Annotated in this window: 11 protein-coding genes; 6 read left to right on the top strand and 5 right to left on the bottom strand. The window is 72.0% G+C overall.

Annotated elements, in window-relative coordinates; genetic code table 11:
• From ABZ833_RS45045 to ABZ833_RS45030, 4 genes are all read right to left on the bottom strand, one after another.
• Positions 1-1,960: beta-ketoacyl synthase N-terminal-like domain-containing protein (locus ABZ833_RS45045; protein ID WP_361059766.1), on the bottom strand; the 1,960-nt coding region annotated here is incomplete at its 3' end.
• 105 nt (positions 1,961-2,065) lie between these two features.
• Positions 2,066-3,991, bottom strand: a complete 1,926-nt coding sequence (locus ABZ833_RS45040; RefSeq protein ID WP_361059763.1) for an anthranilate synthase family protein — start codon at positions 3,989-3,991, stop codon at positions 2,066-2,068.
• Complete coding sequence (locus tag ABZ833_RS45035) at positions 3,985-4,671, bottom strand: isochorismatase family protein (protein ID WP_361059760.1); 687 nt, start codon at positions 4,669-4,671, stop codon at positions 3,985-3,987. Before ABZ833_RS45035 ends, ABZ833_RS45040 begins: the two co-directional genes overlap by 7 nt.
• Positions 4,672-4,709: 38 nt before the next feature.
• A complete protein-coding gene (locus ABZ833_RS45030) occupies positions 4,710-5,906 on the bottom strand; it encodes a 3-deoxy-7-phosphoheptulonate synthase (RefSeq protein ID WP_361059757.1) in 1,197 nt (398 codons plus the stop codon).
• A 465-nt stretch (positions 5,907-6,371) separates the two neighbouring features.
• On the opposite strand from ABZ833_RS45030, the gene ABZ833_RS45025 reads away from it, so the two are divergent.
• The 5 genes from ABZ833_RS45025 (at position 6,372) to ABZ833_RS45005 (ending at position 14,951) form a co-directional block, all read left to right on the top strand.
• A complete protein-coding gene (locus tag ABZ833_RS45025) occupies positions 6,372-7,511 on the top strand; it encodes an acyl-CoA dehydrogenase family protein (RefSeq protein ID WP_361059754.1) in 1,140 nt (379 codons plus the stop codon).
• Positions 7,508-8,986: an amino acid adenylation domain-containing protein gene (locus tag ABZ833_RS45020; protein ID WP_361059751.1), complete on the top strand. Its 1,479-nt coding sequence runs from the start codon at positions 7,508-7,510 to the stop codon at positions 8,984-8,986. Before ABZ833_RS45025 ends, ABZ833_RS45020 begins: the two co-directional genes overlap by 4 nt.
• A gap of 28 nt (positions 8,987-9,014) precedes the next feature.
• A complete protein-coding gene (locus tag ABZ833_RS45015) occupies positions 9,015-9,296 on the top strand; it encodes an acyl carrier protein (protein WP_361059749.1) in 282 nt (93 codons plus the stop codon).
• Positions 9,297-9,336: 40 nt separating this feature from the next.
• Positions 9,337-9,891, top strand: a complete 555-nt coding sequence (locus ABZ833_RS45010; protein WP_361059746.1) for a DUF1579 family protein — start codon at positions 9,337-9,339, stop codon at positions 9,889-9,891.
• A 110-nt stretch (positions 9,892-10,001) separates the two neighbouring features.
• On the top strand, positions 10,002-14,951 hold the full coding sequence (locus tag ABZ833_RS45005; RefSeq protein ID WP_361059743.1) for a beta-ketoacyl synthase N-terminal-like domain-containing protein: 4,950 nt from the start codon (positions 10,002-10,004) through the stop codon (positions 14,949-14,951).
• A 74-nt stretch (positions 14,952-15,025) separates the two neighbouring features.
• Here ABZ833_RS45005 and ABZ833_RS45000 read toward each other — a convergent pair whose 3' ends face one another.
• The gene (locus ABZ833_RS45000; RefSeq protein ID WP_361059740.1) at positions 15,026-15,796 is read right to left on the bottom strand and encodes a 2,3-dihydro-2,3-dihydroxybenzoate dehydrogenase; all 771 of its coding nucleotides are present in this window, start codon (positions 15,794-15,796) and stop codon (positions 15,026-15,028) included.
• Positions 15,797-16,116: 320 nt separating this feature from the next.
• On the opposite strand from ABZ833_RS45000, the gene ABZ833_RS44995 reads away from it, so the two are divergent.
• The coding region (locus tag ABZ833_RS44995) for a beta-ketoacyl synthase N-terminal-like domain-containing protein (protein WP_361059737.1) at positions 16,117-21,901 on the top strand (5,785 nt) is incomplete at its 3' end.

Genomic DNA, 21,901 nt, shown 5'->3' with positions numbered 1-21,901 from the left:
CGAAGGCGAACAACGCGGCCTGGGTGAACACCGTCCGGTCCAGATCCGCCGACAGCGCCTCGCCCTCGGCCGCGAACATCACCGCACGCACCGAACAACCCAACAGCACATCCAAATGCCCGCAGACCTCATCCAGACTCCGCGCGAACACCGGCGACCGCCCATACAACTCCCGCCCCAACCCCGCCCGCTGCGCCCCCTGCCCCGAAAACACAAACGCCGACTTCACACCCTCCACCGCAACCCCAGACACCACACCCACAACAGCACCCGCAACACCGCCCGCAACAGCGCCCGCAGCAGCCTGTTCGGTGAAGGAGTCCAACGCGCTCAGCAGGCCCTCACGGTCCTCGGCGAACGCCACCATCCGATGCCGCAACGCCGAACGCTCCAGCAACGCCCGCCCCACCGCCGCCGGTTCGGCCTTCTCCTCCCGCACGAACCCCGCAAGCGCACCCGCCTGCGTGACCAGCCCACCCGCACTGCCACCACTGACCACCCACGGCACCACTCCACCCGACAACACCGGATCCGGCGCTTCCACAGGCGTCACACCATCGGCGACAGCAGGCACCTCAACCGGCGCCTCCTCCACGATCACATGCGCATTCGTCCCACTCACACCAAAAGACGACACACCCGCCCGACGCACCCGCACACCCCGAGGCCACTCCACCGACCCCGTCAACAACTCCAACGCCCCCGCATCCCAATCCACCAACGCCGACGGCTCACCCACATTCAACGTCCGAGGCAACTCCTCATGGCGCAACGCCATCAGCATCTTCAGCACTCCGGCCACACCCGAAGTCGCCTGCGTATGACCGATGTTGGACTTCACCGAGCCGAGCTGCACGGGTCGTCCGCCCTCACGGTCCTGTCCGTACGTGGAGATCAGCGCCTGGGCCTCGATCGGGTCACCCAGCTTCGTGCCCGTCCCGTGCGCCTCCACCGCGTCCACATCCGACACCGACAGACCCGCATTGGCCAGCGCCGCCCGGATCACCCGCTCCTGCGACGGACCGTTCGGCGCCGTCAGACCACTGCTCGCACCATCCTGATTGACGGCCGAACCCCGCACCACACCCAGCACCTTGTGCCCAAGACGCCGCGCATCCGAAAGACGCTCCAACGCCAACAACCCGACACCTTCGCCCCAGGCCGTCCCATCGGCATCCGCCGAGAACGGCTTGCACCGCCCATCAGGCGCCAGACCACGCTGCCGCGAGAACTCGACAAAGGGCGTGGGGCTGGCCAGAACGGCCACACCGCCGGACAGAGCGAGGCTGCACTCCCCCTGCCGCAGCGCCTGCATCGCCAGATGCAGCGCCACCAGCGACGACGAGCACGCCGTGTCCACCGACACCGCGGGCCCCTCGAAACCGAACGAGTACGACACCCGGCCCGACAGCACACTCGCCAGGTTGCCCGCCATCGAGAAGCCTGCGATGTTCTCGGGGACGTTGTCCATGTCGGGGATGTACGCCGAGGTGGAAGCGCCGACGAACACGCCGGTCTGGCTGCCCCTCAGCGCCTGGGGATCCAGGCCCGCCCGCTCCAACACCTCCCACGAGGTCTCAAGAAGCAGCCGCTGCTGCGGATCCATCGCCAGCGCCTCACGCGGCGAAATCCCGAAGAACTCCGCGTCGAAGCCCGCCACATCGTCCAGGAAACCACCGCGACGGACATACGACTTGCCCAGGCTCTCCGGGTCCGGGTCGAAAACGTCCTCCGGCCAGCCCCGGTCACCGGGGATGTCGGTGATGGCGTCGACGCCGCCCGCCACCAGGTCCCACAGATCCTCGGGCGACCGCACCCCGCCCGGGAAACGGCAGGCCATCCCGACCACCGCGATCGGCTCCAGCATGCTGGACTCGACCTCGTGCAGACGCCGCCGCGTCTTGTGCAGGTCCGCAGTAACTCGCCGAAGGTATTCAACGGTCTTCTGCTCGTCCGCCATGGAGATCAGTCCAGCCTTTCGAAGATCCTGAGATTCAGTGCCCGGGTCGGTGCTCGGCCGCGTAAGAGCGGTCATCGCCGCGTAGGAGCGGTCAGTGCAGCGCGCCTACATCGCCAGCACCCGTTTCATGAGGGTGCCGAGAATCCGTACGCCGTCCTGGGTGAGCACCGATTCGGCGTGGAACTGGATGGAGCCGAAGTGCGGGCCGAGCAGTGCGTGCACCTCTCCGGTGCAGGCGTCACGGCCGACCTCGACGACGCCGACGCCGGGCCAATCGACCTTGTCCTCCCGGCTGAGGGCGGTGAAGCTGTTGTAGAAGCCGACGCGTTCGGTGCTGCCGAAAAGGTCGATCTCCTTCTGGACACCCTGGTTGAGCACGGTGCACGGTGCCAGCGGCAGGCCGAGTTCGCGGCTGAGCACCTGGTGGCTCAGGCACACGGCGAGGAAGGGGCGCCGTTCGGCGAGCAGAGTGCCGACGGCCGAGCGCAGATGGGCGATCTTGGGGCTCTCGTCGTCCCGGGGGTCTCCGGGGCCGGGGCCCATGATGACGAGGTCGAAGCCGTCGAAGTCGTACGCCTCGTCGAAGCGCCGCACGGTGACCGAAGGACCGATGGAACGGAGCTGCTGGTTGATCATCGCGGTGAAGGTGTCCTCGGCGTCGATGACGAGGACACGCACGCCTGCCAGTTCCGCGTCCGGGCGTTCGTGTTCGCGGTTCCCGGACTGCCAGAAGGCGGCGATGGTGCCGCTGCGCTCCGCGAGGGCACCGGCGACCTCGGGGTGGTCGGCGAGGCGTTGGGAGGCGTCCGTCATCAGGACGGAAAGCAGTCCGGACGCCTTGGCCCAGGTCTCCGCGACCTCGGCCTCCGGGTCGGAGTGGCGTACGAGAGTGGCGCCGGTGCCGATCGAGACCCGCCCGGTGCTCTCGATGTCCGCGGTGCGGATGAGGATGGCGGAGTCGAGGGAGGGCTCGCCCCGGCGGTCGCGGCCGATGAGGGCGGCGACGCCGCTGTAGTAGCCGCGCCCCTGCGGTTCGTGCCGTCGGATCACGCGGCAGGCGCTCTCCAGAGGGCTGCCGGTGACGGTCGGGGCGAACATGGTCTCGCGCAGGATGTCGCGCGGGTCCCTGCTGCTGCGGCCCTCGATGAAGTACTCGGTGTGGGCGAGCCGTGCCATCTCGCGCAGGTGCGGGCCCGAGACGCGGCCGCCGGTGTCGCAGACACGGGCCATCATCTTGAGTTCCTCGTCGAGCACCATGTGGAGCTCGTCGGTCTCCTTGCGGTCCGCGATGAACTGCTTGACCCCGTCGAGGGTGGGACCGGCCGGAGGGTAGCGGTAGGTGCCGCTGATGGGGTTCATCACCGCGACACCGTCGTCGAGGGTGATGTGGCGTTCGGGGGTGGCGCCGACGAAGGTCCGCTCACCGGTGTGCGCGACGAACGTCCAGTATGCGCCGGTCTCGCGCTGCAGCAGGCGGCGGAAGAGGACGAGGGCGGTGCTGGGTTCGAAGTCGCTGATGTCGGCGATGAACGAACGGCGGATGACGAAGTTGGCGCCCTCGCCCTCGCCGATCTCGGTGCTGATGATGCGGCGGACGATCTCGGCGTACGCGGTGTCGTCGGTGTCGTAGTGACCACCCGTGACCTCGATCGGCCGGTCATCGACCTGGTCGAGGAACGTGGCGACGGGGAGCACGGCCTGACCGGTGACGTTCATCGCGACGAGCGGCGCGCCGTCGTCGACACACTCGTAGCCGCGTTCGGCGATCTGCCGGTACGGGATCAGGACGAACAGGTCCGACGTGGCCCTGCCGGGGTCGGACGGTGTGGTGGGGAGGGGGAGTTCGTCCAGGGTGGCGTGGGTGGAGACATCGCCGACCAGCAGGTCGATCCCGGCGGCCCCGTCGTGCCCGGCGGCGTCGGGGCGGTGCAGCAGCACGAAGGCGGGCAGCTGGTTCGCGAGCACCTGGCCGAGCAGTTCCTCGGCGCTGGGGGATTCGGCGTGCGTCGCTTCCCTCGGGTTCGTCACCATGTACTCCCCCGTTCGGCTCCCGGCCCCGCGTGGCCGACGAGTTCACCGCCGAGCTCGGACAGGAGGTCGTCGGTGGTGCGGACCATGGCGCAGCGTTCGGCCGCGTATCCCAGGGCCTGGTGGTGGTACTCGGCGGAGAAGTCGGCGACGGCGTCGGCGGCCAGGAAGGGCTTGATGTCGTACGAGTACGCCTCGATGGCGGTGACGAGGACGCCGACGTGGGCGTACACACCGCAGAGGATCAGCTGGTCGCGGCCCTCGGCGCGCAGCCGCTCAAGGAGTTCGGAGCGGAAGAAGGCGCTGTAGCGCCACTTGGCGAGGGTCCAGTCGCCTTCTGCCGGGGCGAGGCGCTCGTCGATCTGGCGGTCCTCGGGCCGTACGGACATGCCGGGGCCCCAGAAGTCCTTGAGCAGTCCGCGCTGTTCCTCGGTCATGCCGCCGGGTTGGGCGGTGTAGGCGACGGGGATGCCGAGTTCGGCACAACGCCTGCGCAGTCGGGCCGCGTTGGCGACCAGTGCGTCGCGGCAGCCGTCTTCCGGGAAGGCCCGCAGGAAGTAGCGCTGCATGTCGTGGACGAGCAGCACGGTCCGGGCGGGGTCCACGGTCCAGTGCACGGTGTTGGCGGGCAGCTGGTCCGCGGTCGGCATCGGGTAGGAGGTGATCGGGGGTATCCCAGGCATCGTCTTCCTCGGCTGGTGGGTCGGGCGCGGTGCGTGTTCTACGCGGTCCAGGAGGCGGCGACGGACACGGCCTGCTCGGGGTTGAGCCGCGGGTCGCACAGGGTGGTGTACTTGTCGGCGACCTGCTCCTGACCGCTGCCGCTGCCGACACACTCGGTGACGGCGTCGGGGGTGACCTCCAGGTGCAGTCCACCCGCCACTCCGCCGGAGGAACGCACGGCGCACTGGAAGTGCTCGGCCTCCCGCAGCACGGTGTCGAGGTGGCGGGTCTTGAGTCCACTGGGCGTGCTGACGGTGTTGCCGTGCATCGGGTCGGAGAGCCAGATCACGGGGTGTCCCGCGGCGTGGACCGCCTTGACCAGCGGGGGCAGTTGACCGGAGACGGCGGCGGCGCCCATGCGTGAGATGAGGGTGAGCCGGCCCGGTTCCCTTGCGGGGTCGAGCCGGGCGCACAGCTCCAGCAGGTCGGTCTCGGTCATGCCGGGTCCGACCTTGCACGCGACCGGGTTGGCGACGGCGGTGAGGAGCGCGACATGGGCGCCGTCGGGCCTGCGGGTACGCTCGCCGACCCAGGGCCAGTGGGTGGAGGCCAGGTAGAGCCTGCCCTCGCCGTCGTGGCGCAGCAGCGGCCTCTCGTAGTCGAGGACGAGTGCCTCGTGGCTGGTCCAGACGCGGGGCGAGCGGTGCCAGTGGCGGTCGGTGCCGCTCCAGCCGAGGTGTTCGGCCACGTCGGCGGCCGCGCGGTAGCAGTCGAGCATGCGCCGTGGGTCGGGCCTGCGCAGCTCCGGGTCGGGTTCGGGACTGTTGACCAAGTGGCCCCGGTAGACCGGTAGTTCGCGTCCGCCGACGGTCTCGGTCGGTCGGGAGCGGGGCTTGGCGTACTGGCCGCCGATGCGGCCGACGCGTATCACGGGCCGGTGGGTGTTCATCTGCATGGTGCCGGCGAGTACGTCGAGCAGTCCGCTCTTGCGGGCGACGTAGTCGGCGGTGGATTCGTCGGGGTCCTCGGCGCAGTCGCCCGCCTGAATGACGTGGGCGGTTCCCGCGGCCACGCCGGCGAGCAGGGTGCGCAACACCGCCGTGTCCTCGGCGGTGACGAGGCCTGGGCGGGTGGCAAGTTCCCCGCGTATCTCGGCGAGGTCGGGGTGGCCCTGCCAGTCGGGCTGCTGCCCTGCCTTTCCCCCCGCTGACTGCTTCTCCCCGGGAATGGGAGACGAGTCGGTCAGCCGCTGCATGTCAATTGTCTCCTAGCGCGATGCACAGATCGAATTGCTCGGTGCGCGGATCGAACCTGCCGGAATTTGCGGTTGATCCGTTGGGATTCAGCCCTGGATGTTGATCCGTCGGGATTCAGGCCTGGATATCGAGGCGAGGGCGGACCGGGCGCGGCCCCATGGTGGGCCAGCGGCGGTCGGCCGGGAAACCCCTAACATGCGCGGGCCGGAGGATGACCCGGTGGCGGGGGCGATTTCGGACACCCCTACCGGACGGGTGGCCGGGTGCCCGCATCGGCGGCCGGACAGAGTTAGGGGCCCGATAGGGGGTGACTCCCGAAAACGCCCCCGCCTAGTGTCCTCAGGCGTTACGACGCTCATTCGGAAGAGCGGCCGCAATTTTCCCGTCCACCCGCTTCGCGCTTATCCGGCAACCCGTCCGGGCTCCGGATAATGCGACTCTTCATGATGAGGTTTCCCTCGCCCATGGATTTTGGACTCTCTCCCGAGCAGCGAGAACGCTGCGACCGCATTTTTGAGGAAGTGAGCGCGCGCTGGGGCCGGGGACCCGTGGCCCCCGACGGTCCCGAGGCGACGCGTGCGGCGTTCCGTGAGGCCGGCCGGCTGGGTCTGACCGGTCTGTGTCTGCCGCGGGATGCGGGCGGCGGCGGTCTCGGCGCGCTGGACACGGCGCTGAGTCTCGAGGCGTTCGGCCGGGGTTGCCAGGACACCGGTCTGGCATTCGCGGTGGCCGCGCATCTGCTGGCCTGTGCCGTGCCGGTGCGGGACTTCGTGTCGGACAAGGCACGGGGCGAGCTGCTGGCAGGCCTGGCCTCCGGCGAGCTGATCGCCGCCAACGCGATGACGGAGGACGAGGCCGGTTCGGACGTCAGCGGGATGCGGACGAGAGCCCGGCGCGCCGGTTCCGGTTACGTGCTGAACGGCGAGAAGTCGTGGGCCAGCAACGCGCCGGTCGCCGATGTGCTGGTCAGCTACGCCGTGACCGACCCGGACGCCGGCTTCCTCGGCATGTCGGCCTTCGCGCTGCCGAGCCGGCTGCCGGGGGTCGGCGTGGGTGCGCCGCTGCCGAAGATGGGCCTGCAGGGCTGTCTGGCCGGGCGGGTGCACTTCGAGGAGTGCGCGGTGCCCGAGGAGTATCTGCTGGGCGAGGAGGGACAGGGCTCGGCGATCTTCCAGCACTCCATGGTCTGGGAGCGGGCCTGTCTGTTCGCCATCTACCTCGGCATGATGGAGCGCCAGCTCGGACAGGTCGTCGAACACGCCACCGGGAGGCGGCAGTTCGGGCAGCGCATCGGGGAGTTCCAGGGTGTCTCCCACAAGATCGCTGAGATGCGGCAGCGCCTTGAGAGCGCCCGCCTTCTGCTGTACCGCGCCTGCTGGCTGATGGACGAGGGCCAAGAGCATGTGGCCGCGGTCGCCATGTCGAAGATCGCGGTCTCAGAGGCTGCCGTCGCCAACTCCACGGTCGCCGTGCAGCTGTTCGGCGGCCGCGGCTATCTGGCCGGCGGCGCCGAGGAGCAGCTGCGCGACTCGGTGCCCAGCACGCTGTTCTCCGGGACCACGGAGATCCAGCGCGAGCTCATCGCGAAGGGCCTGGGACTGTGACACTCCATCGACTCGCCATCGAGGCGGCGAAGGTCCACGGCGACCGTACGGCCGTCGTGGCGGACGACCGCGAACTGACCTACAGGGAGCTGGACTCCCGGGCCGACCGGATCGCCCGCGGGCTGCGGGCGATCGGCGTGACCCGCGGCGACCGTGTGGTGATCTGGGCGGAGAAGTCGGCCGCGATGATCGCGGCCATGCAGGCCGTACTGCGGCTCGGCGCCGCCTACGTGCCCGCCGACGGTTCGGCCCCTGAGCACCGGGTCGCGGTGCTGGCCCGGGACTGTGCGGCCCGGGTGGTGCTGACGACCGATGAACGCACCGGACCGCTGGGTGAGTTGCTCGGGAGCGAGATCGCCCTTGCCGAGCTGACGGCGGCGGAGCGGCTGGGCACGGACGAGCCGCAGGACGCCCGGATCGACGAGCAGGTCGACGCGGACGCACTGGCGTACATCCTCTACACCTCAGGGTCGACGGGCACGCCGAAGGGTGTGTGCATCAGCCACCGCAACGCGCTGGCCTTCGTCGAGTGGGCGGTCGAGGAGCTCTCCCCCGGGCCCGCGGACCGGTTCTCCAACCACGCGCCGCTCAACTTCGACCTGTCGGTCCTCGACCTGTACGCGGCGTTCTCCGTGGGCGCTTCGGTCCATCTGGTCGCCTCCGAACTCGCTTACGCTCCAGCCCAGTTGGTCGACTTCCTGCATGACCGGGAGATCACCGTCTGGTACTCGGTGCCGTCCGCGCTCACGCTGATGATGCGTGAGGGAGGCCTGCTGGACCGGCGGCCTCCGGCCGGTCTGCGCGCGGTGCTGTTCGCCGGGGAACCGTTCCCCATCGCCCAGGTGCGCACGCTCGCCGGGTGGACGCGGGCCCGGCTGCTCAATCTGTACGGCCCCACCGAGACCAATGTCTGCACCTTCCACGAGGTGCGGCCGCAGGACCTGGAGCGCGACCGGCCGGTGCCGATCGGTGCCGCCTGCTCCGGCGACCGAGTCTGGGCGCGGCGGCCCGACGGCGGGGTGTGCGGCCCCGGCGAGGAGGGCGAACTGGTCGCGGACGGCCCGACGGTGATGCTGGGCTACTGGGGCCGGCCGCCGCACCGGGAGCCGTACCCCACCGGCGACGTGGTGCGGGTTCTTCCGGACGGCGTCTTCGACTACGTCGGCCGGCGCGACCACATGGTGAAGGTCCGCGGACACCGCATCGAACTGGGCGACGTCGAGGCGGCGTTGACCGCGCACCCCGCGGTGGCCGAGGCCGTGGTCCTGGTGGTGGGCAGCGGCATCGAGGCCCGCCTGGTGGCCTTCGTGGTGCCCGCCAAGGACTGCGACCTGGGGGTGCTCGCGCTGCGCCGGCACTGCGCCGAGCGGCTGCCGCGCTACATGGTGGCCGACGAGTTCCGTGTCACCGCCGAACTGCCCCGCACCCGCAACGGCAAGGCCGACCGCGCCGCGCTCGCCGCCGGACTTCAGTGACCTCGCACCGCATCGGAAGGAAAGCCAGATGACCGACCGCACGACCGGAACCGACGAGGTCACCCGAACCATCATCGCGTTCATCCGTGAGCGCTTCCTGGACGGTGACCCCAAGGGCGAGCTGGAGGAGGACACCCCGCTGCTCGCCTGGGGAGTGCTCAACTCCCTCAACACCGTGCTGCTCCTCAACCACATCCAGGACGAGCTGGGCGTCAAGGTCCCGCCGTCGCGCATCAACGCGCGGGATCTGAAGAGCGTACGCACGATCGCCTCGACGGTCCGCGGCCTCGCGGCCCGGCCAGGCGCCTGACCACACACCCCCCGATCCCGGACGCACAAGAGGAGCCGTAATGACGGAGAACACGCAGACCGCCCCCGCCGACGACGACGAGAAGGTGGCGGACTACCTGGACAACCACCGTCCGACCGCCCGGCCCGTCAAGAAGGACACCGGTGTCTCGCCGCGGATGAAGGAACTGGACTTCCTGCTCGGCAAGATGACCGTCGCCTTCGACACCGGCGTGAAGATGGAGGCCCTGACCCAGCCGATCATGGGCGGGCACTACTACCAGATGGACCTCAAGTCGACCTACGCGGACGGCTCGCCGAAGCTCGAGGGCAAGTGGATCATCGGCTGGAGCGAGGTCGACCAGCACTTCGAGACGTACTACATGGACACCCTGGGCACGCTCGGCGTCTCGACGTCGCCCGGCTGGCAGGGCGACCACCTGGAGTTCATCGGTGAGCACGTGCTGGGGGAGGTGGGCGTGCGCACCCGCTCCAAGGACTCGTACGTACCGATCGACGAGCGCCACTTCAAGCTGGAGGCGTACGTCGAGGTCAACGGCGATTGGAAGCTGTACGACATCCAGGACTGCCAGCTGACGCCCCTTTCGGAGCTGTGAGCGGTCCCTGCCGCATACCCCGTACCAACCCCTGCGGCCGCCGGCCGGTGCTGCGCCCCAAGCCGCGGCACCGGCCGGGGGCCGTCTTGTTCTGAGGAGCCGAACGCCGCATGGCGGACGAAGAGAAACTTCAGAAGTACCTGAGGAAGGCGACGGCCGAGCTGCGGCAGGCGCGCGGGCGGCTGGCGGTCGAGGAGGCGAAGACCCGGGAGCCGGTGGCGATCATCGGGATCGGCTGCCGGTTCCCCGGGAACGTGCGCTCGCCGGAGGACCTGTGGCGGCTCGTCGACGGCGGCGAGGACGTGATCACGGGTCTGCCGGAGGACCGGGGCTGGAATCTGGCCGGTGCCATGCCGGAGCTGCGCGGCGGATTCCTCGACGGCGCCGACGAGTTCGACGCCGAGTTCTTCGGTATGGACCCGGCCGAGGCACGCGCCACCGACCCGCAGCAGCGGCTCCTCCTTGAGACCTCCTGGGAGGCGTTCGAGCGGGCCGGAATCGACCCGTTGTCCGCCAAGGAGACCCGTACGGCCGTGTACGCGGGACTGCAGTTCGGCGGCTATCCGCTGCTGCTGCGCGAGCCGCCGGGCCCGGACGTCCAGGGCTACCTCGGCTTCGGCAACTCGGTGGGCGCGGGCTCGGGCCGGGTCGCCTATCTGATGGGTCTGCTGGGCGCGGCCGTCACGGTGGACACCCAGTGCACGTCCTCGCTGGTGGCCGTCCATCTGGCCGCCAAGGCGCTGCGCAACGGCGAGTGCACGCTGGCGCTGGCCGGCGGGGCCGCGGTGATGTCGCTGCCCACCACCCTGATGGAGTTCCGCAGGACGGGGAAGCTGTCGTCGGACGGCCGTTCCCGGTCCTTCGCAGCCTCGGCCGACGGGGTGAGTCTGTCCGAGGGCGCGGGGATGCTGCTCCTCGAACGGCTGTCGGACGCGCGGCGCAACGGCCATCCGGTGCTCGCCGTCATCCGCGGCTCGGCGATCAACCAGGACGGCGCCACCAACGGCATGTCCGCCCCGCGCGGCCAGGCCCAGGAACGCGTCATCCGCCAGGCGCTCGCCGACGCCCGGCTGTCCGCCGAGAGCGTCGACGTGGTCGAGGGCCACGGTGTCGGCGCGGCCCTGGGCGACGGGGTCGAGGCCAGTTCCGTCATCACTGTGTACGGCAGCGAACACTCGCCCGAACACCCCGTGCTGCTCGGCTCGGTGAAGTCCAACATCGGGCACACCCAGACGGTCGGCGCGATCGCCGGCATCACCAAGCTGGTGATGGCGCTGTTGCACGAGCGCGTGCCGGCGACGCTGCACATGGACGCGCCCACCACACACGCCAACTGGTCGGCGGGCACGGTCGAAGTGGCCGCCGAGGCACGCCCCTGGCGGGCCGGGGAGCGGGTGCGCCGAGCCGCCGTGTCCTGTCTGACCCTGAGCGGGACCAACGCGCACCTGATCCTGGAGGAGCCGCCGGCCGAGGAGCCCGCCGAGCACTCCCCCGCCGCTGTCCCCGCCCCCGCCACCGCGCCGGTGGCCTGGCCGCTGTCCGCGCGGACACCGGGGGCGCTGCGCGAGCTGGCGGCCCGGCTGCGCGAGGCGGTCGCGGACACGGATCCGCGGGACACCGCCGCCGCCCTGGTCCGCGGCCGCTCCTCGTTCCGGCACCGCGCCGTCGTCGTCGGCGACGACCGCGATGAGCTCCTTACGCGTCTCGACGCCCTCGCGGCCGGGCACGTGGCCGACGGTGTGGCACAGGGCGGCGCCGATCCGCGCGGGCACACGGCGCTTCTCTTCACGGGCGACGCCCCGGCGCGGCCCGGCACCGCCCGTGAGCTGTACGAGGCGTTCCCCCTGTTCGCCCGCGCCCTTGACGAGGTGTGCGGGCAGCTCGACGCGTCGGTGCGTGCCGGACTGCTCGACGCCGGGCGGCCGTACGAGTCGCCGGTGTCGGCCCGGCTCGCCGGTTTCGCCCTGCAAGTCGCCCTGCACCGGCTGGTGACGGGCTTCGGCGTGGCGCCGCGGCGGCTTGCCGGGCACGGCCTGGGTGAGGTCGCCGCCGCGCACGCCGCCGGGGCGCTCTCCCTCGCCGACTCCTGCGCGCTGGCGACCGCCCTGGCCCAGGCCGACGGCGATGACGCCACGGCCGACCTGGCGTCGGTGTGGATCCGGGCCGGGGAGGAGGAACTGCGCCACGAACCGGAGTTGGCCGAACACGCGGTCCTCGTCGCCGCAGTGGACGAGCCGGGCGCCACGCTCCTGACCGGGCGCCCGGACGCGGTCACCGGGCTCGCCGAACGCTGGCGCTCCCGAGGACGCGACGTCCGTGTGCTCCAGGCCGCCCTCGCCGTCCGGCCCGCCGGGACCGAGTCGCCCGTCAACGCTCTGCTGGCGCGCACGGTCGCCGGGCTGTCCCCGAGCGAGCCACAGGTCCCGCTGGTCTCCACGGGCGACGGACAGACCATCACTCCTGAGCGCCTGCGCGACGCCGCGTTCTGGGCGGAGCGCCTCCGGTTGCCCAGCCACTTCCTCAACACCGTAAGGCAGTTGCTCGCCCAGGGCGTGACCCGGTTCGTCGACCTGGACCCCGAGGCTGCCCTCGCCCCGTTGGTCGCCCGCGCCGCCGCGGGTCACGGCGACCCGGGACGCACCCTGCTCCCGGTGAGCCTGCTCGCCGGGTCCCAGGGGCCGGGCGGCGAGGCGCGCGCGCTGCTGTCCGCGCTGGCTTCGCTGTACGCCGACGGGGTCGGCGTGGACTGGGAGCCCGCCCTCGAAGGGCACATCGCCCGCCGGGCTGACCTGCCCACCTACCCCTTCCAGCGCCGCCGCCACTGGCTCGTCCCGCCGGACGGCGCCGCCCCGCAGCCGCAGCCGTCGGCCTTCGCCCACCCGCTGCTCGGCGTCCCGATCGAGCTGGCCACCGGCGGTGACCGCTGGTTCGGCACACGGATCACCGACGGCACCCCGCCCTCCGCGGCGCTGCCGCGGGTGCACGGCACCGCGCTGCTCTCCCCCGCCGCTCTGGTCGACTGGGCGCTCGCGACGGCCCGGCACGGCCACGCGCCGCAGGACATGGACACCCCGCGCACCCTGCGCGAGGTGCGCCTGCACGACGTACCGGAACTGCCCGGCGACAGCAGGGCTCTCACCCTGCAGGCCGTCAGGGAACAGCGGGCGGACGGCGAGCGGGTGCGGGGCTTCGTCAGCGCCGGTGACGCCTGGCAGCCGTCGTTCACCGCCCTCGTCAGTGGCCCGGACGCCCGGCCTTCCGGCACGCGCGCCAAGGCCGAGGAGTACGACGCCGAGCAGTGGCGGCAGCGGCTGTGGCGGCTCGGCGTGGCGGACGATCCCGAGGCGGGCCGTGTCACCGGGCTGCACACCGGGCCCGGCCACGCCGAAGCCGTGGTGGAGCGCGAAGGCACTGCGGCGGCCGGCCCCTGGCAGCTCTCTCCCCTGCTGCTCGAGACCGTCTTCCGGATCGCGGCGCTGGCCGCCGATGACGACGCGGCGGTGCGGCTGCGCACCGTCGGCTCGATCGACCGGTTCACCGTGCACGGCCCGCTGCCCGGCACCGTGCGGGTCGCGGCGAACCGGTGCGACGACGGCTCGGTGACGCTCGAAGTGACGTCGGAGCAGGGCGAACCGCTGCTGGTGGCCGAGGGGCTGCGGCTTCGCCCGGCCGCGCGGGACGAGCCGCCGACGGCCGCCGTCGAGCTGCGTGCGCACGAGCTCGTGTGGCAGCCCGTGCCCGGTCCCCTGCGCACCGCCCTGCCCGGTGCGCGCGAGGGCAGTTGGCTGATCCACAGCGGCGACGCCGAGCTCGCCGGACGCTGGCGCGAACAGCTCGCGCTGGCCGGTGTGTCCGCGTTCTCGCTGATGTCCGCCGGGGAGCCGACCGGGGACGAGGACGGTGTGCTGCCGCTGGACATGGGCGTGGAGGAACCGTTCGAGCAGATCCGCAAGGAACTCGCCGGGCGAGGCACCACCATCGCCGGGCTGCTCCTCCATGACGACGGCACGGCCGGGCGCGAGTTCCGGCTGCTGCGTGGCTTCCTGCGGTCCTGCGCGGCGGAGGAGCCTGCCGTCGTGGTCTGCTCCACGGCTGCGTCCGCCCCTGCGGAGCCTGGTGCCGGGCTCGGCTCCGCCCTGGCGCGGACGACCGCCTGGGAGCACCCCGAACTGAACTGTGTGTCGGTCGAGTTGGACGTCACCGATGCCCTGCCGGACGCCGCCGAGCTGCTGGGCCGTGCCGCGCAGCTCGGCGGATCGGGCCGGCTGTCGTCGCGCGGCGGACGCTGGTACGAGGCGCGGCTGCGGGAGCGGGCGCTCAAGGGCGGGGCCGCCGGTCGGACGGCCCGTCAGGACACCGGGCCGATGGTCCGTGCGGGTGCCGCCTACCTCGTCGTCGGTGACGGTCCTGAAGCAGGCGCGGTGGCCGACTGGCTCGTCGCGCACGGAGCCGCCGAAGTGGAGCGGACCGGCGACGACCCCGCCGAGGTCGCGGCGGCCCTGAAGCGTGACGCACCCACCGTGCGGGGTGTCGTGCACCTGGCGGCCGCGGCGCCCGAACTGGCCCTGGCCGACTGGGATCCCGCCGGCTTCGAGCGGGCACTGGAACAGGCCGTGGCCGTTCCCCGACTGCTCCACGAGCAGGCCGGTGAGCTCGACTTCCTCGTCCTGTGCTCGCCGTTCGCCACCCTGCCCGGCAAGGCAGGTACGGCGGTCGCGACGGCGGCGGCCGAGTACGCCGACGGGCTGGCCCGCCACCGGCGGGCGGCCGGTTCGACGACGGTGAGTCTGGCCTGCGGGCCGTGGCGGGAGGCCGACGGCGACACCGTGGCCGAACTCGCCGCGTGGGGCCTGCATCCGGCCCCGGTCGGCGCCGTGTTCGACGCCGTCTCGGAGGTCCTGACCGGCTCAGGGGCGTACGCCGCCCTGGCCCGCGCGGACTGGAACCGCTACCGCACGGCCGCCGGGCGCACCACCCGCTACGTACCGCTGGAGGAAACGGCGACGGACACCGGGCAGCAGACGGTCGGCTTCGGCCAGGGCAACATGAACTCCGACTGACGCCGTCCCGTCCCGGACGAAAGCCGGCCGCCCCGCATGTGCGGGGCGGCCGGCTTCGTGTTCCGGACGGGGCGTCAGACGCCCAGCGTGGCGCCCCCGTCCACGGTGAGGTTCTCCAGGGTGACGTGCCCTGCCGCGTCGGAGAGCAGGAAGACCACGGCGTCCGCGATGTCCTCGGGCCTGGCGATCTTCTGCAGCGGTATGCCGACCTTGTACGCGGCCAGGTTCCCGTCGATGGCGTCCTGGGCGCCGTCGGCGCCCGCCCACAGGGTGCGCAGCATGGCCGTGTCGGTCGAGCCGGGGCTCACCACGTTGCAGCGCACCCCGTGCCGCCCGACCTCGAGGCCCAGGCACTTGGTGAACGTGAGCGCCGCGGCCTTGGACGCCGCGTAGGCCGCCATGTTCGTACGGGCGGTACCCGCGGCGTTGGAGGCGATGGTGACGATCGAGCCCGAGGAACGGGCGACCATCCCCTCCACGACCGCCTGGGACATCAGGAAGACGCCGGTCGCGTTCACCGCGAAGGTGTCGCCCCAGTCGGCGGCCGTGATGTCGCCGATGCCCGCCGGGCGCAGCACACCGGCCGCGTTGGCCAGGTGGTCCACCGGCCCGAGGCGCTCCTCCACCTCCCGGACGACCGCGCGCACCTCGTCGGGATCGGAGACGTCGGCCGGGAAGGCGTGGACGGTCAGCCCGTCGGCGCCCAGTTCCTTGACCATGACCTCGAGGCGGTCGGCCATGAGGTCGACGGCGGCCACCACCGCCCCCTGCTCGGCGAGCACTCGGACCACCGCCGCCCCTATGCCACCGGCGGCCCCGGTGACGACTGCGACTCTCCCCTGCATGTGCGGACTCCTCGCTGTGTAAGACCTGGGCACGGCTACCGAGTGCGCCGGGCGCCCATCGGGCCCCGTGAGCGAAAACGGATTGCTCTCAGCTTCGCGAGACAGTCCCCGCGGCCGGTACCCGTGAACCACCCCTATAAGCAATCCCGGACCGGGCGCGGCCCCGCCTCTCTGGTGCGGTCCCGCCTTTAGGGGGCCGGTAGGGGCTGACACCCCGTGACGGCCGTCCATAGCATCGCCGGGCCGTTGCCCAGCGCCGACGATGTCCCGCGCCGACGGCTTCTCCCACTTCCGGGCCCTGTCCAATTCGGAGGGAACTGATGAGCACTGATTCCGACAAGGGAACACAGTCCGGCAGCGCGATGGAGCCCATCGCCATCGTGGGCGCGGGATGCCGCTTCCCCGGGCGGATCAGGAGCCTCGACGCGTTCGGCCGGCTGCTGACCGACGCGACGGACACCTTCACGGACGTACCCGCGGACCGGTGGGGGCGCGAGCACGCCGACCGCGCCGGTGAGCCGGGCGGGATCTCGAACGGGCGGGGTGCCTTCCTCGACGACATCGACCGGTTCGACGCCCGCTACTTCGGGATCAGCCCGCGCGAGGCGAGCCTGCTCGACCCCCAGCAGCGCCTCGTCCTTGAGGTCGCCTGGGAGGCGATGGCGGACTCGGGCCGCCCGCGCGAGGAGTGGCGCGGCACCCGGACCTCCGTCGTCCTTGGCCTGCTCGCCCGGGACTACGAACTGCTGCACGCGCGCACCCTCGGCGTGAACGAGATCGGCCGGCACCATGTCAGCGGCCTGGAGGCCAGCTTCGCGGCCGGCCGTCTCGCCTACTCCTTCGACCTCAACGGCCCGGTCAGTACGGTCAATTCGGCCTGCTCGTCCTCGCTGCTCGCCGTGCACCAGGCGTGCCAGAGCCTGCGCACCGGCGAGTGCGACACGGCCGTGGCCGGTGGCGTCAGCCTGCTCATCACCCCGGACATCAGCGTCTTCCTCAGTCAGGCCGGCGCGATCTCCCCGTCCGGCCGCTGCCGTCCCTTCGACGCGGACGCCGACGGCATCGTGCGGGGCGAGGGCGCGGGCATCGTGGTGCTCAAGCGGCTCTCCGACGCGCTCGCCGACCGGGACCGCATCCACGCGGTCATCCGGGGCTCGGCCACCAACAACGACGGAACGAGCCTCGGCCTGACCGTCCCCAACTCCCTCGCACAGGCTGATCTGCTGCGCACCGCTCTGCGCCGATCCGGCCTCACCGCCACCGACGTCGACTACGTGGAGGCGCACGGCACCGGCACGGCGATCGGCGACGTCATCGAGGTCGACGCGATCGGCGACGTGTACGGCGAGGGGCGCGACGAGCGCAACCCCCTGCTGATCGGCTCGCACAAGGCGCTGCTCGGGCACATGGACGCCGCCGCGGGCATCGGCGGTCTGCTGAAGTCCGTGTGGGTGGTCAACTCGGGCACGGTCTCCCGGCAGCCGTACGTCGAGCGGCTCAACCCGCGCGTCGACTGGCGCGGCGGCGCGCTCACCGTCGCGACGGAGAACACCGTGCTCGCCCCGGAGGACCGGCCGGTCAGGGCCGGTGTCAGCGCCTTCGGACTCAGCGGCACCAATGTGCACGTAGTCCTGGAGGCGCCGCCCACGCCCGCACCGGCCCCTGCTGATCGGCCCGCCGGCCACCCCTACACGCTGATGGCGTCGGCCTCCACGGGCGACGGCCTTGCCGAACAGGTGGCCCTGCTACGGGAGTTCGCGGCGGACACCGACGAGGCGGGCCTCGCCGAGCTCGCGGCATCGACCGCCACCCGCAGCACCCACGAGTCGTACCGCTATGCCGTGGTCGGCGAGGACCGCGAGGAAGTCCTGAGCGTTCTCGACTCCCCGGACGGTGCGGGCGACGCGGCCTTCTCGGGTCATGTCCCGGACCCCGACTGCGCGCCCGGAGCGGTGTTCGTCTTCTCCGGTGACGACGTCCGGTGGCCGGGCACTGTCATGGATCTCTACGACTCCGACGAGACGGTACGTCAAGTCCTGGACGAGATCGCTGAGTTGATCCGCGCCGAGGCGGGCTGGTCGCTACTCGACGAACTGCGCGCGGACGGGCTCCCGGACGCCCCCCGCTCCCCCGGACTCATCAGGCCCGCCGTCTTCGCCGCCCAGGTGGCGACGGCCCGCTGGCTCACGTCCCGGGGTGTGACACCAGAGGTGGTCATCGGACAGGGTCCCGGCGAGGTCGCCGCAGCGCACGTGGCGGGCACGCTGACGTTGACGGATGCCACCACGGTGATCCTGCGCCTGGCCGGTGTCGTCGGTGAAGTCGCCGGTCTCGGCACGCCGTTCGCGGTGTCCGGCACGGAGGCCGTCGTGACCGAGGTGCTCGCTGCCGCCGCCCCGACGGTCGCCGTGGTGGCCGTCGACGGACCGGGCTCCCTGGTCGTCGCCGGTGCTCCCGAGCAGGCCGCGGCGGCCATGGAGGCGCTGACGGCGTTCGGGCTCCAGTGCCGCCCGCTGGAGGAAGGCTTCGTGACGTACGGTCCGCTCGCCGCGGGCCTCGCCCCACGTCTGGAGGCGGAACTCGGCTCGCTCGCCCCAGAGCCGCCCGCCCTGCGGATGCGGTCCACCGTCGATGCCGGCACCGATGCCCCGCTCCTCGACGCGGCGTACTGGGCCCGCGCGCTGACCGGACCGGCCAGCCTGCGGCCCGCCCTGGACGAGCTGCTCGCCGAGGAGGACCGCCCGTTGGTCGAGATCGGCGCCCGTTCCGAGCTGGTGGCCACGCTCACCGAGGCCCAGCGACGGCACGAGCGCCGGGCGCCCGCGCTCGCGGTGCTCGACGAGAACACTCCGGCGACGCTAGCCGCCCACCGGGCACTGGCCCTGCTGCACACCGCGGGGGTCCCGGTGACCTGGTCGGCGGTGACCGGACGCCCGACGCACTACCGCACCCTGCCCGTGCCGTCCTGGGGTGAGGGCCGCTACTGGCTGCCCGGCGTGGAGCGCGGCGCCCAGGGCGTCACGGCTCCGACCGGCAGCCGGTCCGCCCCGGACGCCCTCCCGGCCCGGACATCGTCCGCCGCCGACGGCACGGCGCCCGCCCGGATACGACTGTCCCTGCTCGACGAGCAGGGACAGGTGACATCCGAGATGTACGCCGAGCCCAGCGGGGCACCGGTCCCTGCTCAGGCCCCCCTCGCCCCGGTCCCGGTGGCCGCATCCGCGACGCCTCCTGCCCAGGCATCCGCCGCCCTCCGTGCGGCGACCCCAGCCGATGTCGGCCGGATCGGCGAGCTGGTCACCGGCATCGTCCGCCAGCTCCTCGGCCTCTCCGCCGACCAGCCGGTGGCCCGTCGGCGCGGCCTCTTCGAGCAGGGACTCGACTCGGCCACGGCCGTGGGCCTGCGCTCCCAGCTGGAGACGCGGCTCGGCGTCATACTGCCGACGACGGTCATTTTCGAGCACCCGACGGTGAACGGACTCGCGGAATACCTCGCCCAGTTGGTGCCGCAGACCCCGGCCGCCACGACGGTTCCCGAAGCCGCCCCGGCCCCGAGCCCCGCGCCGGCACCCGCCGCCACCACGTCCACCCCGGCCGCATCTCGGACGGCCCTCGCCGAAGAGGGCACCGCCGAAGAAAGCACCGCCGAGGAAGGCATCGCCGTGATCGGCATGAGCTGCCGGCTGCCGGGTGCGTCCACGCCGCAGGAGTTCTGGGAGCTGCTGCACGGACGCAAGAGCACCGTCGGCGAGTTTCCCGCCGAGCGTCTGAGGGACCCGATCTGGGCCGAACTCGACGGTCTGGCCGCGCTCCCCGGCTCCTACCTCGACGACATCGCCGCGTTCGACGCGCCGTTCTTCCGGATCTCGCCGCGCGAGGCCAAGCTGCTCGACCCCCAGCAGCGGCTCTTCCTCGAGGCCTCCTGGGAGGCACTGGAGCACGCCGGATGCCCGGCGGACACCCTGGAGGCGCAGCCGGTCGGCGTCTACGCCGGTCTGTCGATGGCCGACTACCAGTATCTGGTCGCCCGTGACATGGACAGCGAGAGCCTGAACCTCTACCACGGCACCGGTACGTCCTTCGCCGCCCTGGCGGGACGCCTCTCGTACATCCTCGGGCTGCGCGGGCCGAGCATGACCGTCGACACCGCGTGCTCATCCGCGCTGACCGCCGTGCACCTGGCCTCCCAGGCACTGCGCGCCGGCGACTGCGAAATGGCCGTGGTGGGCGGTGCCAGTGCCATCGTCGCGCCGAGCCCGCTCCTCGCGTCGATGGCAGCGAGCAACGCCCTCGCGCCGGACGGCCGGTGCAAGACGTTCGACGAGAGCGCCGACGGGTTCGCCTGCGGTGAGGGTGCCGTGGTCCTCGTCCTCAAGCGGGTGTCCGCCGCGGTGCGCGACGGCGACGAGATCCACGCCGTGCTGCGCGCGAGCACCGTCAACCAGGACGGCGCGACCGGTGGTCTCACCGTGCCCAACCCGGTGGCGCAGGTGGAGGTCGTCAGCAAGGCCGTCGAGCGGGCCGGCTGGGCTCCCCACGAAGTGGACTACGTGGAGACCCACGGAACGGGTACCCCGCTGGGCGACCCGATCGAGGTCAGCTCGCTGGCCGAGTCGCTCGGCGCGGGCCGCTCCCCCGAACACCCGCTGCTGATCGGCTCGGCCAAGGCGAACGTCGGGCACCTCGGCGCGGCGGCGGGCGCGGTGGGCCTGCTCAAGGTCGTCCTCGCCCTGCGGCACGGCGAGCTTCCCCCGCACCTGGTGGAGAAGCCCTCGACCCGCATCGACTGGGACCGGCTGCCCGTCGCCCTGGTGCACGAGCCGCAGCCGTGGCCCGAGCACGGCCGGCCCGCACGCGCCGGGGTGAGCGCCTTCGGCTTCAGCGGAAGCAACGCCCACGTCCTCGTCGAGCAGTACCCGGCCACCGTACGGCCGCCCGTGCCGTCGGCCGCTGAGCCGCACGAGCGCGTCATGCTGGTCAGCGCCGCCACGCCGGCCGCCCTGCGGTCGGTGGCGCTGCGCACGGCCGAGCGGCTCGACACGCTCCCCGAGCGTCTGGACGACCTGGTCCACACGGCCACCCACCGCCGGGCCTGGCTCGAGCACCGCATCGCAGTGGTGGGCTCCGACGCCCAGTCGCTCGCCGCCGCTCTGGAGGAGGCCTCCTTCGGCGAAGTCCCTGCCACCGCCCGCACCGGCCAGGCCGAGCGCGGAGAACTGTCCACGGTGGCGCTGCGCTACGGCCCCGGGCTTCCCGCCCGCGCCACGCTGGAAGGCTGGGCCGCCGCTTCCCCGGCGTACGCCCGTGCCTTGGACGAGTACGTACGTCTCCTGGAGACGCTCGGCGGATCGCCCGCCGCCCCGTACGACGACACACCCGCGATGACGTTCTGCCACCAGGCCGCCGCTACGGAGGCGTTGCGTTCGTTCGGGGTCACGGTGGACGACGCGATCGGCGAGGGCCCGGGTGCCGTCGCAGCCGCCTGGGCCTCCGGTCGGCTGACCTCGGCCGACGCCCTGCGGCGCTGCCTCGGCGACGCCCCGGTCGCCGGACTGCCGGAAGCGTCCGACTCCTGGTGCGACCTCACCGCGGACGTCCTGGGCGAGGACACCACACCGGCCCTGCTGGCCGCCGAGCTCTTCGTCGGCGGGCACCGGCCGACCTCCTCGGCCACGCCCACGGGCACTCCCGTCGAGCTGCCTGCCTACCCCTGGGAGCACCAGGACTACTGGTACCAGGACTTCCCCGCCCCGCAGACCACCACCTGGACACTGTCCGCCGACTCCGAATCCGAACTGCGCGCGCAGGCGGGTGTGTTGGCTGGGTTTGTGCGGGAGGTGGGGGCTGATCCGGTGGTGGTGGGTCGGTCGTTGTTGTCGCGTCCGGTGTTGCGGCATCGGGTGGCGGTGGTGGGTTCGGAGTGTGGGGTGTTGTTGGGGGCGTTGGATGAGGTGATGGTTTCGGGTGGTTCGGTGTCGGTTTCGGGTGTGGTGTCGGGGTCGGGGTCGGGTGGTTCGGGTCGGGTGGCGTTGGTGTTCCCGGGTCAGGGGTGGCAGTGGTTGGGGATGGGGCGTGAGCTTCTTTCGGTGTCGCCGGTGTTTGCGG

It is taken from the genome of Streptomyces sp. NPDC047525 (assembly GCF_040643025.1).
GTDB lineage: Bacteria > Actinomycetota > Actinomycetes > Streptomycetales > Streptomycetaceae > Streptomyces > Streptomyces durmitorensis.
Note: the sequence above shows the minus strand (reverse complement) of the source record. Positions and strands in the feature narration are given on the sequence as shown.